11 protein-coding genes are annotated in these 14,228 nt (G+C 41.1%); 6 read left to right on the top strand and 5 right to left on the bottom strand.

Translation table 11 applies throughout. From position 1 onward, the window contains the following. Nucleotides 1–42 precede the first annotated feature (42 nt). Nucleotides 43–2,346: a TonB-dependent receptor gene (locus tag BW142_RS13165; protein WP_076925144.1), complete on the bottom strand. Its 2,304-nt coding sequence runs from the start codon at nt 2,344–2,346 to the stop codon at nt 43–45. Between the two features lie 297 nt (nt 2,347–2,643). On the opposite strand from BW142_RS13165, the gene BW142_RS13160 reads away from it, so the two are divergent. Together BW142_RS13160 and BW142_RS13155 are read left to right on the top strand one after the other, a co-directional pair. After that, complete coding sequence (locus BW142_RS13160) at nt 2,644–3,564, top strand: GGDEF domain-containing protein (protein ID WP_076925143.1); 921 nt, start codon at nt 2,644–2,646, stop codon at nt 3,562–3,564. Further along, the gene (locus BW142_RS13155; protein ID WP_076925142.1) at nt 3,548–4,549 is read left to right on the top strand and encodes an AraC family transcriptional regulator; all 1,002 of its coding nucleotides are present in this window, start codon (nt 3,548–3,550) and stop codon (nt 4,547–4,549) included. The genes BW142_RS13160 and BW142_RS13155 overlap by 17 nt, the downstream gene beginning before the upstream one ends. A gap of 1 nt (nt 4,550) precedes the next feature. Here BW142_RS13155 and BW142_RS13150 read toward each other — a convergent pair whose 3' ends face one another. The 4 genes from BW142_RS13150 to ettA form a co-directional block, all read right to left on the bottom strand. Then, on the bottom strand, nt 4,551–5,054 hold the full coding sequence (locus BW142_RS13150; RefSeq protein WP_076925141.1) for a TlpA disulfide reductase family protein: 504 nt from the start codon (nt 5,052–5,054) through the stop codon (nt 4,551–4,553). Between the two features lie 62 nt (nt 5,055–5,116). After that, on the bottom strand, nt 5,117–6,025 hold the full coding sequence (locus BW142_RS13145; RefSeq protein ID WP_024598273.1) for a histone deacetylase: 909 nt from the start codon (nt 6,023–6,025) through the stop codon (nt 5,117–5,119). A gap of 53 nt (nt 6,026–6,078) precedes the next feature. Beyond that, nucleotides 6,079–6,447 carry a PilZ domain-containing protein gene (locus tag BW142_RS13140; protein WP_024598272.1) on the bottom strand — a complete coding sequence of 123 codons (369 nt, stop codon included), beginning with the start codon at nt 6,445–6,447 and terminating at the stop codon, nt 6,079–6,081. Nucleotides 6,448–6,593: 146 nt separating this feature from the next. Continuing rightward, nucleotides 6,594–8,267: an energy-dependent translational throttle protein EttA gene (ettA, locus tag BW142_RS13135; RefSeq protein WP_024598271.1), complete on the bottom strand. Its 1,674-nt coding sequence runs from the start codon at nt 8,265–8,267 to the stop codon at nt 6,594–6,596. Nucleotides 8,268–8,598: 331 nt separating this feature from the next. Between ettA and BW142_RS13130 the strand changes: the two genes are divergently transcribed. From BW142_RS13130 to metH, 4 genes are all read left to right on the top strand, one after another. Then, entirely contained in the window at nt 8,599–9,246 is a 648-nt protein-coding gene (locus tag BW142_RS13130; protein ID WP_076925140.1) for an outer membrane beta-barrel protein, read from the top strand. Between the two features lie 214 nt (nt 9,247–9,460). Further along, complete coding sequence (gene metA, locus BW142_RS13125) at nt 9,461–10,408, top strand: homoserine O-succinyltransferase (RefSeq protein ID WP_076925139.1); 948 nt, start codon at nt 9,461–9,463, stop codon at nt 10,406–10,408. Continuing rightward, the gene (locus BW142_RS13120; RefSeq protein WP_076925138.1) at nt 10,398–11,471 is read left to right on the top strand and encodes a homocysteine S-methyltransferase family protein; all 1,074 of its coding nucleotides are present in this window, start codon (nt 10,398–10,400) and stop codon (nt 11,469–11,471) included. Before metA ends, BW142_RS13120 begins: the two co-directional genes overlap by 11 nt. A 9-nt stretch (nt 11,472–11,480) precedes the next feature. Beyond that, nucleotides 11,481–14,111 (top strand): methionine synthase, encoded by a 2,631-nt coding sequence (gene metH / locus BW142_RS13115; RefSeq protein WP_076925137.1) that lies wholly within the window; start codon nt 11,481–11,483, stop codon nt 14,109–14,111. Nucleotides 14,112–14,228: the final 117 nt, after the last annotated feature.

Here is a 14,228-nt window from a genome sequence, read left to right as displayed (position 1 = left end):
GTATCGAAAGTCACTTCATTGTTACCACGCAAACACCATGACTTAAAATGCGTAACGCAGCATTAATTGATAAACAGGACCTGCTTCTTCAGATTCAATTTCGTACTCATCAAAGCTACGATCGAACTGATCTGATACGGTATCAAACTTATTAAAGGTTTCGTCTTTACTTGCATCAAGCAGGTTTGAGCCCACTAAACGCAGCGTTACGTTTTCCCAGCGTTTTTCTATAAACACTTCAAAATCGGCACTGTAAGATGTTGTTACTTCTTCACCTACAATACGCCCATAAGCATCACCTTGCTTACGGTAAGTTGCACCAAATGCAGCTTTGAGATCGGGTAAGTCTTGAATAAACCCAACGTTATAAACGTAGTCTGATTGATCGTTAAATTTTCGAGACCCAAAAAAGTCGGTTACTTCACTATCAAGCCATGAGTAATTTAAAAATACTCCCGTATTAGGCATGCTAAATGCGCCAAGCGGAGTAGATAAATCAAGCTCAACTCCTTTTACGTTACCGTCGCCTGTGTTGCGAGGCTGCAATACAAATGTACCTTCTCCTTCAGAGCCTTCTTGTCCTGTATTTGCTATTTCTATTAGGTCGTTTACTTTGCGGTAAAATAAATTAATGCCTACAACGCCACTTTTACCTAAGCGATATTCGTAGCCTAAATCCATACCCCAAGCTGATTCTGGTTTTAATTCTGGATTACCTAGTTGGTCGTTATCGCCAAGTTCTTTTTCGATAAGTGCTGGTGTTAAAAAATCAAACTCGGGGCGTCGTAAACTACGCGCAACAGAGGCGCTAACGCGTCCATTTTCACTCACGTTATAACGAAAATGTGCTGAAGGTAGAACAAAATCGTAGTTGTTATCTTCGGTTACACCAATTGTTTTATCATTAATTTTTGAATCAGTAGACTCCCAGCGAACGCCCAATTCCCAGGCAAATAAATCATCTTGGTGTTTAATAAGGGCAAACACATCAAAGCGGTCTTCCTCTAGCGTGTTTACGCCACCAAAAACCGGTTCAAATTCACTGGTAAATACAGCCAAAGATAAAGGTGTTCCCGCATATTGATCCCAGCTTGTAAGTGCTAATTCAAGCTCGTCTTCGGCTTCAAAAATATTGCTATCGCGCTTTTTATTTTGTAAAAATGCACCAAACTGAATTTCTTTGCTGTCACCCCAAGGTTGGCTATGTTGCCACTGCAGGGTCCATTCTTTATCGTCTATGTCACTTTGAGCTTGTTCTTCTTCAAATATCATTGGCAGCTCTGACGTATCAAGCTCTACTTCTTGCTCGTATACCGACTCGTCAAATTTGGCGATACCAAACTTTAATTTACTTGTGCCGTTTAGCAGTGGAAATTCATAGGCGGTATTGATGTTGTAATTAGTTTGGTCAATATACTTAACATTGGCATTATCGGTTTCTAGGTTTCCGCCATTTACAATATCATTGCTGGTTGCAGTGGTATCGTCGTATTCAAACGAACGTTCATCTTCAGTGCGCTCTGTATCAACCCACATAGCGCTAATATTAAACTGACTATCGTTATCAAAAACAATTTCGTAACTGGCGTTTAGTGATGTGTCGTCGCCATCGCGAGTGTCAGATTGGTCTTCGCGGTTATCAAACTCTTCGGTTTGAAAATTTACATTGTTTTCTGGGCTATCGCCGTAGCGCAGGCTCGTTTTTTGTTTTGGGTTATATCGGCCTTGTAAATTTGCACCAAGTAATAAACGACCCCCCGCAAATTCAGTACCGTACACAGCAGCCAAGCTTTCTTTAAACTCGCCATCATCATAAAGCAAGCCACCAGCGCGTAAGTAACCACCATCTAAGCTGTAACCATCGCGCAGTACAATATTTAATGTGCCCGCTATCGCATCGGCTGAACGATTGGCACTTGATGAGCGAATAATTTCAACGCGTTCAATTAATTCAGCCGGAATTCGGTCAACAAAAAATGAACGGTCGGCACCTGCGCCAGGTACTTCTTCACCGTTTATAAGTACCTTTGTATAAGCAGGGCTCAAGCCCCGCATACGTGCACCGTCAGATTCAAGTACATCCGATAAAAATGTAACACTAGGTACACGCTTTAATGCATCGCCCGCAGTTAATGGCTCAAAACGCTGAAAGTACTCTTGTGAGTATTCTAAGGTTGGCGCGAGTTCGTCAGAGCGATTTCTATAACCAATTTCACCGTATACAACAATTTTATCAGAAACTTCTATATCTTTTTTTGTAGTTTCTTTTGCATCATCTTCTGCATAAGCCGTTAAGTTACATAAAGCTAATGCGGCTACCAGTGCTTTTATTTTAAAGTGTTTCATTGTATTTGCTCTTGGTTATTACAGGGTTGTTTCTTGGTATGGCGAGCAAGCTAAAGATAATTGATTACGTAAATGTGACAGGGTTTATTTTAAATACATGTATTTAGAGGTACTTGAGCAATATGTAGAGCGTATTGAGCTTTTATCACTCCCTGTAAAGGCTGGTGTTATCTACTGTGCAGGGCTGTTTTTAAGGTATGTATCATCTAGTTGTCACATAGCTGAGCTAATATGACCCTGCTAACACAAGCTTGTATGAACTAACTTTAAAGCTCATTTATAAACGAGATACTGCACATGCGATTTAACCCTTTTATCAGCCACCGATTACTAATAAACGCTATTATTGCGATGTTTTTTAGCGCTGTGTTTTTAAGTAGTTATTTAGGAGTATTAAAAACTTACGCCAGTATTCAGTGGCTCGATATTATGGGAGAGGGCGGTATTGTATTAATGACACTTGTATGGATTATCGCGTTATTAATTTCAAGACCACCGAGTAAAGTAACCACTTACTTAGTGATAGGTGTTGGGCTATTTATGTTCTCGGCAACGCTCGATTTACTTGATGAATGGCTAATGCACCCCGCGCACCAATGGCTGAGTTGGATTGAATCTCTGCCCGCTCCGTTAGGCATGTTATTAACAAGTATAGGTTTGTATTATTGGCATCAAGAGCAGTATGTATTAAATCGTCAGCTACGCCGCCGTGAAGCGCATTTACGTGAGCACGATAAGGTGTGTTCAATAACGGGTCTTTATAAGGCGCAGTATCTAGATTCAGCAATTAATGAGCAATCAATTAACACACAGCCGTTTTGGTTGGGAGCTATTGATATACGCGACTTTTCTCATTTTAATAGTGAGTTTGGCTTTAGTGAAGGCGACCGGTTACTACGTGAAATTAGCGAGTTATTATTAATGAACTGCCGACTAAGTGATGTAGTGTGCCGCTACGCAGGAGATTGCTTTATGGTATTAATGCCAGCCACTACAGAGCAGCAAGCTAAAGAGCTGATGGCGCAAATTAAAGGAGCGCTAAAACACTGTGCATTTAAAGTTGAAGCATCTAAAAAAGCAAAATTTCAATATGTCACTACCGCCTTAATACAAGGTAATAAGCATAGCAGTACAAGTAAACTAACAAGCCAACTGCATAGTCAATTACAACAAAAAAAGCATCAACAAAAAGTAGTGCACCGTGCATACGTTTGTTAGCCAAGACGATAAATATTTAAGCGCTCAAGGGCTTATTACGTCAGCTGTAGAGCTTGCTCAAAGCCGAGATATAAATTTACATAAACTGCTACGCGGTACCGGCATTTTTGAACAAGACTTACTTAATTTTCAACATGCATTTAGTGTGTCTCAGCAGGTGCGTTTATTAGCTCAATTTAAGTTATTGATGAAAAGTACTGACAGTGGTTTTTTACTCGGTAGTCAACTTATTAACGACACTCGAGCCGAAGCACAGGCATTAATATATAGCGATAATTTAGCTCAAGTATTAAAGCAATTATCACTTTTAAGAATGCAATTAGCACCATTGCTGTTTAGTCAAACGTATATTAAAAACGATAACGTTTATATTTATATTCAGCCAGCACATGGGCTTGATGAAAGCCTTTACCGCTATGTGCTAGAGATATATAGCACTGCATTTTATAGTTTACTTAAACGAGTGAGCGAAAGTTACCCGCATTGTCAGTTCGACTTTGCTTTTAAACGCCCTAGGCATATTCAAGAGTACGAGCAAAATTTAGGGCTAAAGGTAAGTTTTGATAAGCCATGTACTCGCTGGGTATTAAATAAAACCATGTTAAGGGCTAAAAACCCGCATGCGAGTCAATTACGATTTATGCAAGCGCAGTCACAGCTGCATAATAAAAGCGTAGTTAGCATGACTTTTATTGAAGCCGTCTGCAGATACTTATACTCTCACCCAAGTGCTAATTTAGAGTGTACCGCAAAGCACTTTGCTATGAGTTCAGCTACATTTAAGCGCAGGCTCAAACTCAATGGGGTACGCTTTTCAGCGTTAATAGATGAGCAAAATAAGCACAAAGCTATTTACCTACTTACTCTGTGCGCTAAACATAACGAACAAGTCGCTGAGCATTTAGCTTTTTACGATATACCTAACTTTCGGCGAGCCTTTAAGCGCTGGACAGGTCTAACACCTAATCAATTAAAAACGCAATAAGTCACTCAGTTGCCATATCGATGGAGTGCAACAAAGTTCGTGCCTTTAAATGTAGGTTTGGATCTTCTGGGTTTGACGTATTAGTCAGCCAAATTACATTGCCTTCTTTATTTACAAATAATGTAGTAGGTGTGCCTCGTATACCTAATTGCAGTGCTATTGCATCGGCTTTTACGGCTGTTTTAAAAGTATAACCTCTATCGCTAAGCGTTTTAGCGGGAGTAGCACCGTCATCTTCTTTAAAGCTCACAGCAATAACTTTTAAGCCCATATCATCAATTTTTTGAAGTGCTGGCTGTAGCTTTTTACAGTACGGACACCACGTTGCCCAAAAGTGTAAAACGTAAGGTTGGCCTAATAAATCTTGAGTATTGAGAGCAGAACCATCAGCCATTTGTAAATTTAATGTAGGTAGCTTAGGGTATGTTTCTTGCGTGCTTTCTTCTTGCGAATAGCTTGTAAAGCTTATAAAAATTAGTGCGATGGCAATAAATAGTTGTTTCATAATATGTTCGTTCTTATTTTACATATTAAATAAGAACGAGAATTTAACATTTTTATTTCAAACTAAAAGCCAGCAGCTTGCTCAACAACAATAGCGTGGCGTTTAGCGAGGCGAAGGTGGTCTTTATCGTAGCCACCACCTATTACTGTGGCAACGGGCGTGTTGTGCTCAAGGCAGCGTTTAAGCACTAAGTGGTCGCGTTTGATTATTCCATCCCAACTGATATCTAATTTACCCAAGCCATCACCTTGCCAAATATCAACGCCTGCATCGTAAAGTACCAAGCTTGGGTTTAGCTCTTTTAGTAAATAACTCAAGGTTTCGTCAACTATGGCAAGGTATTCGTCGTCTTTCATGTTGTCGGCTAAACCAATATCTAAATCGCTAGCGGACTTTCTAAAGGGGAAGTTTTTTTCACAATGGATAGAACAAGTATAAGCGTATGCTTGATGCTCTAACATTGCGGCTGTGCCATCACCTTGGTGCACGTCTAAATCAAAAATAAGTACGTTAGTTACTTCACCCGATTCAATTAAAGTTTGCGTAGTAAAGGCTAAATCGTTAACCATGCAGTAGCCTGAGCCAAAATCGGTATGCGCATGGTGTGTACCACCAGCTAAGTGGCACGCTATACCATGTTTAAGTGCTAAACGAGCTGTTTGCAGCGTACCTTGAGGTGCTGTAAAGGTACGTGCCATAAGCTCTTTTGACCAAGGTAGGCCAATGCGGCGCATTGCTTTTTCATCTAGGCGGTTATTCCACAAGTCATGTATATAGTTTTCGCAGTGTATTAGCTCAAGCGGCTCTGGCGTACCGAGAATTGGTTCTACCAGGTTACTGCCGATTAAACCAAGCTCTGCAACATGCTGATATAAATGTGCAAACTTACTCATTGCAAAACGATGCTTTGGATCAAAATTAAACGAGTAGTTAGGGTGATATACCAAAGGTAAATGTGGATTTAAAGTCATGTTTGCACAAGTTAAAAAGTTTGCACTATGGTAATCAACTAATCCAAATGAGTCTATTCTTGTGTGTCGTGAATCAACATGGCGAGTTCGCGATGTAATAGTTCGTCATCAGCTAAGTTTAGCTCTATTAAACGCTTTAAATAGGTAATGCTATCTATATCAATATGATGGCATTTTAAACCAATATGATCGGCTTCAATGTGGCAAATTACCACTTCCATTTTAATTTCTATATCGCTTTGAGGAAGCGAAAAATGCAAAGCAGCTTGGCTATTTTGGTTGCCAATAAAAGCATCACAATTTGTAATCAATGCGCCATGTAACGATACATCAAGTAATTTACATGGATACTTGTGGTCATCAAAACATAACAAAGCGGTAGTCGAAAATAACACACGAGAAAACTGACGACGATTTTGCATAACCCAATTTAGCCTTACTGTTTTTATAATAAATTAAGCATAGCGGGTAATTCTCTACATGCTAGCAATATATGCTCCTGTAATGCTGGTGGCATAAAAAAGCCCCGCATAAATGCAGGGCTTAAGAATTTATCTAAAATCAGCTATTAACCGATTTTTTTGTACTTAATACGTTTAGGTTCAGTTGCTGCTGCACCTAGTGTCTTTTTAAGCCACTCTTCGTATTCAGTATAGTTACCATCAAAGAAGTTAATTTGACCTTCGTCGCGGTAATCTAAAATGTGCGTAGCAATACGGTCAAGGAACCAACGGTCATGCGAGATACACATTACACAACCAGGGAACTCTAAAATAGCGTTCTCTAGTGCACGTAGTGTTTCAACGTCCAAGTCATTGGTTGGCTCATCGAGTAGTAACACATTGCCGCCAGCTTTTAATAACTTAGCAAGGTGTAAACGGTTACGCTCACCACCTGATAGGTCTTTAACAAACTTTTGCTGATCGTTACCTTTAAAGTTAAAGCGACTTACATACGCACGGCTTGGGAACTCAAAGTTACCAATTTTTAGTACGTCTTGGCCGTCTGATATTTCTTGGAAAACAGTTTTGCTTTCGTCCATACCATCGCGGAACTGATCAACTGTCGCAAGGTGTACAGTTTCGCCAACGGTGATGCTACCGCTGTCTTGCTCTTGCTCACCACTGATCATTTTAAATAACGTTGATTTACCCGCACCATTCGCACCGATAATGCCCACAATGGCACCTTTTGGCATGCTAAAGCTTAAATCGTCAATTAAAACGCGATCGCCAAAACTCTTACGAAGATTAGTTACTTCAAGTACTTGGTCGCCTAAACGCGGGCCAGGTGGAATAAACATCTCGTTAGTTTCGTTACGTTTTTGGTAATCAGACTGCTGCATCTCAGTAAACTGAGCCATACGTGCTTTTGACTTAGCTTGGCGACCTTTAGGATTTGAACGAACCCATTCAAGTTCTTGCGCAATTGATTTTTGACGTGCTTTTTCAGATTTTTGTTCTTGCTGTAAGCGCGCATCTTTTTGTTCAAGCCAAGAAGAGTAGTTACCTTCCCATGGAATACCTTCACCACGGTCAAGCTCCAATATCCAGCCAGCTACATTATCAAGGAAGTAACGGTCATGCGTTACCGCCACAACAGTACCTTCGTAATCGTGTAAGAAGCGCTCTAACCATGCAACCGACTCAGCATCCAAGTGGTTAGTTGGTTCATCGAGAATAAGCATGTCTGGTTTTTCAAGCAATAATCGACATATAGCAACGCGACGACGCTCACCACCTGAAAGGTGCTCAATTTTAGCATCCCATTCTGGCAGGCGAAGTGCATCAGCAGCACGTTCTAAAACGTTATCAATGTTGTGTCCATCGTGCGCTTGAATAACAGCTTCAAGCTCGCCTTGCTCTTTTGCAAGTGCGTCAAAGTCAGCGTCTTCCATGGCGTATTCGTTATACACTTCGTCAAGACGTTTAAGTGCGTGTTTAACTTCGCCAACAGCTTCTTCAACAATTTCACGAACTGTTTTACTTTCGTCTAAAACAGGCTCTTGCGGTAAATAACCAATTTTTGTACCAGGCTGAGGATGTGCATCACCTTCAAAATCTTGGTCAACACCGGCCATAATACGTAGTAACGTAGATTTACCAGAACCGTTTAAACCAAGCACACCAATTTTAGCGCCAGGGAAAAAGTGTAACGAAATATCTTTTAAGATAGTGCGCTTAGGTGGCACAACCTTAGATACTCGACTCATCGAGAATATAAATTTATCAGGTAAAACCATGGAGGAAAGCCTTCAAATAATAATAAAAATTTCAATGTTGTATTGTAGTTGTTGAGGGGTTAAACAGTCAACGAATGCTGAATAGAACAATACGCTTACCTAAGCGGTACTTTGTTTTGATTGCTCGTTTAAACACTATTATTACAGGATTTCTATTGTGTAAAATTCTGTAATCTATTGTTTTATATTGTTCAAATACATTCCATTTTTAACAAAAGTGGTACAGAATATTTACAAGCTGCAAAGTATAAGTAAATTATATAGGCAGGCCACACTTAGTTTGTTGTTAGACATCATATTGTTAATATTACAAAGGTTTAAAGGAATGAACATGAAAATAGTTACAAAGTTAGGGGCATTACTTTTAGGTTTATACTCATTTTCGAGCGAAGCAGACATACTCCACGTAAATGGTTATTACCAAGGAGTAGGGATAGGGTCTACGCAAATTGATGTATACGAGAGTGATAGCATACAGTTTACAACGCTTTACGGCCGGTTTGGGTATCAGTTTTCGCGATACTTTGCATTAGAAGGGCGTATAGGTTTTGGGTTAAATGATGAGTCAACTCCTCTAAACGGAATTGTTTACACTCAGAACCCACAGGACGGTTCGCTTAGCTCAGAATTCATTAAGAGCGAAATCGATTCAAGCCTTGATTTGCAAACAAGTATATTTGTAAAAGCTAATTATCCAATTTCATCTCGCGCTGATGTGTTTTTATTTGGTGGCTATGGTAGAAATAAATTAAGTTACAATGAAGGCGACTTAAAAAACCTGGCAGAATCAATAACTGGTACAGATACAAACTCTACGCTAATAACGGAGCAAAACTACGACGAAGGCGGCGTAACGTACGGAACTGGCGTTGACTTTAGGCTAACTCAACGCTGGCAATTAAGTGCAGAATATCAATATTTTGATGCAGACCAAGGCGATATTTACGCACTTAATTTATCTGTGATTTACCGTTTTTAACTGCATATGCGCTACTCGTTTTTAGTAGCGCTACTTCAAAATATTAAAACAGGTTATTTTATAATAAAGACGTTTTTCCTCATACATACCACCTCAGTAAATCCTAATTTAATAGAATGAATAAATTTCATTTAGACATCTATACATCTAGAGGTTGATATTTTTTACTTTCAGTTCATAATTAACCTTCGGTTTTTATGAGCAGGAGTAAAGTATGCCAATTACAGTAAAAGACGAGTTGCCGGCCATTGCACGTTTACGTCAAGAAAACGTATTTGTAATGCCAAAAACACGTGCAAAAACGCAAGAAATACGCCCAATGCGTTTGGCTATTTTAAACTTAATGCCTAATAAAGTAGAAACCGAAGTTCAGTTTATTCGCTTGCTTGCCAACTCGCCTTTGCAAGTGAACGTAGAGCTACTGCGCCTCGACACTCACCGCAGTAGCAGTAATTCAGAAGAACACCTTGATACCTTTTATCGTTATTTTTCTGAGGTTAAAGACAACAATTACGATGCGTTAATTATAACCGGTGCGCCACTTGCTCATTTAGAATACGACGATGTAGCGTATTGGGATGAGCTAAAGGTTATTATTGATTGGGCTGAGCAACACGTTACCTCTACGTTATTTTCGTGCTGGGCAGCACATGCAGCGCTATATCACCGTTACAATTTAAAGCGTGATTTAAAAGACGACAAACTGTGTGGCGTATTTACCCACCAATGTTACTTTGATCACGGCGCACTGACTCGCGGATTCGACGACACCTTTTTAGTACCGCACTCACGTTATGGCCACATTGATATAAATAAAATAAACGCCTGCGATGAGCTAGTTGTACTGGCTGGTTCTGAGCGAGTAGGGGCTTACTTACTTAAAAATAAATCGGGTAGCCAAGTGTTTATAACTGGTCACCCAGAATACGACGCCGACTCGCTAAAAGCAGAATACGAGCGCGATTGTAAAAAAAGTCCTAATGCACCAAAACCCGAAAATTACTTCCCAGATGATGATGCAACCAAACAACCTTCAAAAACGTGGCAAAGCCATGCTTTTTTACTTTTTTCGAACTGGTTAAATTACTACGTGTACCAAACCACACCGTATGATATTAATTTAGTTAGCCAAGATGTGAGGACTAACAACTATGCCGAATAACGCGCCTACAAATAATAAACACGCCGAAATAAGTGCAGCATTAAAAGAACGCATTTTAATTTTAGATGGTGCTATGGGCACAATGATCCAAGATCATAAGCTAGAAGAAGAAGACTATCGCGGCGAGCGTTTTAAAGACTGGCATGTATTAATTAAAGGCAATAACGATTTATTAAGCCTAACCAAGCCCGACTTAATCACTGATATTCATAGTGGTTTTTTATCAGCAGGCGCAGATATTATCGAAACCAACACGTTTAACTCGACCACTATTTCGATGGAAGATTACGATATGGCGAGCCTAAGCCGCGAAATAAACGTAGAGTCAGCTAAATTAGCACGCGCAATTTGCGATGAATTTACGGCTAAAACGCCAGAAAAACCGCGCTATGTAGCCGGTGTTTTAGGGCCGACATCGAAAACGTGCTCAATTTCGCCAGACGTAAACGATCCGGGTTATCGAAATGTTACTTTTGATAAGCTAGTTACTGCGTATGTGGAGTCTACCCTTGCATTAATGGAAGGCGGCGCCGATTTAATATTAATCGAAACTATATTCGACACCCTTAATGCAAAAGCCGCCTCGTTTGGCGTAGAAGAAGCTTTTGAGCAAGCAGGGCGCACATTGCCAGTTATGATTTCGGGGACTATTACCGACGCCTCTGGCCGTACGCTTTCAGGGCAAACAACCGAAGCATTTTATAACTCTATTCGCCATATTAAGCCTATTTCGATTGGTCTAAACTGTGCGCTTGGTCCTGATTTACTGCGTCAATACGTAGAAGAGCTATCACGCGTGTGCGAAACATTTACATCGGTACACCCTAATGCGGGCTTGCCTAATGAGTTTGGTGAATATGACTTAGAAGCGCCTGAAATGGCAACCGAGATTATTGACTGGGGTAAATCGGGCTTTATTAATATAGTAGGCGGATGCTGCGGTACAACACCTGCGCATATTCGCGCGTTTGCAAAAGGGCTTGAAGGCGTTAAGCCTCGCCAATTGCCAGAGCTTGAAGTACGCATGCGTTTATCGGGCCTTGAAGCCTGTAACTTAAATTAAGGAGCCAGCATGACACAGCAAATAGCAGTATTTACCAATGTTGGTGAGCGTACCAATGTAACTGGTTCGGCTATGTTTAAACGCCTAATCATGGAAGAAGATTTTGAAGCAGCGTTAACAGTTGCACGTGAACAAGTAGAAAACGGCGCACAGGTTATTGATATAAACATGGACGAAGCCATGTTGGATTCAAAAGCCGCCATGGTTAAGTTTTTAAACTTAATAGCCTCAGAGCCTGATATTTCACGCGTACCAATTATGGTCGACTCCTCAAAGTGGGAAGTAATAGAAGCCGGCTTAAAGTGTATTCAAGGCAAGGCTATTGTTAACTCAATATCGTTAAAAGAGGGCGAAGAGCCGTTTATTCGCCAGGCTAAAATAATAAAACGCTTTGGTGCAGCCGCTGTTGTAATGGCGTTTGATACCGACGGACAAGCAGATACCGCCGACCGAAAGTTCGCAATATGTGCGCGCAGTTATAAAATATTGGTAGAAGACATTGGCTTTGCGCCAGAAGATATTATTTTCGATCCTAATATTTTTGCCGTAGCCACCGGTATTGAAGAGCACGACAACTACGCCGTAGAATTTATTGAAGGTACACGCCGCATTAAGCAAAATTTGCCGCACTGTAAAGTGTCGGGCGGTGTATCAAATGTATCGTTTTCGTTTAGGGGTAATAACCCCGTACGTGAAGCTATTCACTCGGTGTTTTTATATCATGCCATTCAAGCGGGTATGGACATGGGTATTGTAAATGCGGGGCAACTCGCCGTTTACGATGATATACCAGCAGAGCTTCGTAAAGCCGTTACCGACGTAATACTTAACACCGACCCAGGCGCAGGTGAGCGCTTAGTTGAGCTTGCACCTAAGTATTCGGGCATGGCACAAGCCGAGCGAGTAGAAGATTTAGAGTGGCGCACATGGCCCGTGGCAAAACGCCTTGAGCACGCGCTTGTTAAAGGTATTACTACCTTTATTGATGAAGATACCGAAGAATGCCGTGCTGCTGCCGATAAACCTATTCACGTAATTGAAGGGCCGTTAATGGACGGCATGAACGTAGTAGGCGACTTATTTGGCGCAGGTAAAATGTTTTTACCACAAGTGGTTAAATCGGCGCGCGTAATGAAGCGAGCTGTAGCCTACTTAGACCCATACATTGAGCTTGAAAAAGAAGAAGGCTCAACTAACGGTAAAATAGTGATGGCGACCGTAAAAGGCGACGTACACGACATAGGTAAAAATATTGTGGGCGTGGTACTGCAATGTAATAACTATGAAGTAATCGATTTAGGCGTAATGGTACCGGCTGATAAAATACTACAAACCGCCATCGACGAAAAAGCCGATATTATTGGGTTATCGGGCTTAATTACCCCATCGCTTGACGAAATGGTACACGTAGCAAAAGAAATGAAACGCCGTGGTTTTGAACTGCCGCTACTAATTGGTGGTGCAACTACCTCTAAAGCGCATACCGCAGTAAAAATTGAGCCGCAATATGACAAAGGCGTTGTGTATGTAAATAATGCCAGTCGTGCGGTTGGTGTGGTTTCAAACTTATTATCAAAAGATATTAAACCTGACTTTTTAGCTAAAACTAAAGCTGAATATGTAAAAGTGCGCGAGCAGCAAGCGCGTAAAAAACCACGCTCTAAGCCGGTTACCATTGGGCGCGCCCGCGATAACGCTGCACAACTTGATTGGGACAACTACACGCCACCAGTGCCTAAAAAGCTGGGTGTGACTGAATTTAAAAACGTATCCATCGCGACTTTACGTAAATACATAGATTGGACGCCATACTTTATGACGTGGTCAATCGCCGGTAAATACCCACGCATAATGGACGACGAAGTAGTAGGCGAGCAAGCACAAAGCTTATTTAAAGACGCTAACGACATGTTAGACGACCTTGAAAAAGCAGGTAGTTTGCAACCACTTGGCGTAATTGGTTTATTCCCAGCAAACCGCGTTGGGGACGACATAGAAATATACACCGACGAAACACGCAAAGAAGTATTAACTACTTCGTGCCATTTACGTCAGCAAACCGAAAAAACCGACTTTGCTAACTACTGCCTAGCCGACTACATAGCACCCAAAGGCACGCCTGATTACTTTGGCGCGTTTGCAGTAACGGGCGGCCTAGAAGAAGACGACTTAGCCAATGCGTTTGACGCACAGCAAGACGACTACAACAAAATAATGGTTAAAGCCGTTGCCGACAGGCTCGCCGAAGCGTTTGCAGAATACTTACATGAAAAAGTACGTAAAGAGTATTGGGGTTTTGCACCAGACGAAAACCTAGCAAACGATGAGCTAATACGCGAAAACTACCAAGGTATTCGTCCAGCGCCAGGTTACCCTGCGTGCCCAGAGCACACTGAGAAAAAGAAAATTTGGCAGTTGCTCGACACCGAAAAACGCATTGGCATGCAGCTAACCAGCTCGTACGCCATGTGGCCAGGTGCTGCTGTTTCGGGTTGGTACTTCTCACACCCTGAGGCTAAATACTACGCAGTAGCAGCGGTACAACGCGATCAAGTAGAAGACTACGCTAAACGAACTAATATGACGCTAGCAGAAGCTGAAAGATGGCTATCGCCTAATTTGGGGTATGATCCGGAGTAAAGCGAAACGGTTAGTTTCTAGCTATCAGTTAAAACAAAAAACGAGCCTAATTTGGCTCGTTTTTTATTTTTTATTAAGAAAACTTAATTTTAAAGTATTAAAAATAGTTAATATATT

It is taken from the genome of Pseudoalteromonas sp. EB27 (assembly GCF_001974875.1).
GTDB lineage: Bacteria > Pseudomonadota > Gammaproteobacteria > Enterobacterales > Alteromonadaceae > Pseudoalteromonas.
Note: the sequence above shows the minus strand (reverse complement) of the source record. Positions and strands in the feature narration are given on the sequence as shown.

Excerpts from the sequence above, each read along its gene's own strand:
- BW142_RS13165 (WP_076925144.1), bottom strand. The coding sequence starts at position 2,346 with ATGAAACACTTTAAAATAAAAGCACTGGTAGCCGCATTAGCTTTATGT.
- metA (WP_076925139.1), top strand. The coding sequence starts at position 9,461 with ATGCCAATTACAGTAAAAGACGAGTTGCCGGCCATTGCACGTTTACGT.
- BW142_RS13120 (WP_076925138.1), top strand. The coding sequence starts at position 10,398 with ATGCCGAATAACGCGCCTACAAATAATAAACACGCCGAAATAAGTGCA.
- BW142_RS13160 (WP_076925143.1), top strand. The coding sequence starts at position 2,644 with ATGCGATTTAACCCTTTTATCAGCCACCGATTACTAATAAACGCTATT.
- BW142_RS13130 (WP_076925140.1), top strand. The coding sequence starts at position 8,599 with ATGAAAATAGTTACAAAGTTAGGGGCATTACTTTTAGGTTTATACTCA.
- BW142_RS13140 (WP_024598272.1), bottom strand. The coding sequence starts at position 6,447 with ATGCAAAATCGTCGTCAGTTTTCTCGTGTGTTATTTTCGACTACCGCT.
- ettA (WP_024598271.1), bottom strand. The coding sequence starts at position 8,267 with ATGGTTTTACCTGATAAATTTATATTCTCGATGAGTCGAGTATCTAAG.
- metH (WP_076925137.1), top strand. The coding sequence starts at position 11,481 with ATGACACAGCAAATAGCAGTATTTACCAATGTTGGTGAGCGTACCAAT.
- BW142_RS13150 (WP_076925141.1), bottom strand. The coding sequence starts at position 5,054 with ATGAAACAACTATTTATTGCCATCGCACTAATTTTTATAAGCTTTACA.
- BW142_RS13145 (WP_024598273.1), bottom strand. The coding sequence starts at position 6,025 with ATGACTTTAAATCCACATTTACCTTTGGTATATCACCCTAACTACTCG.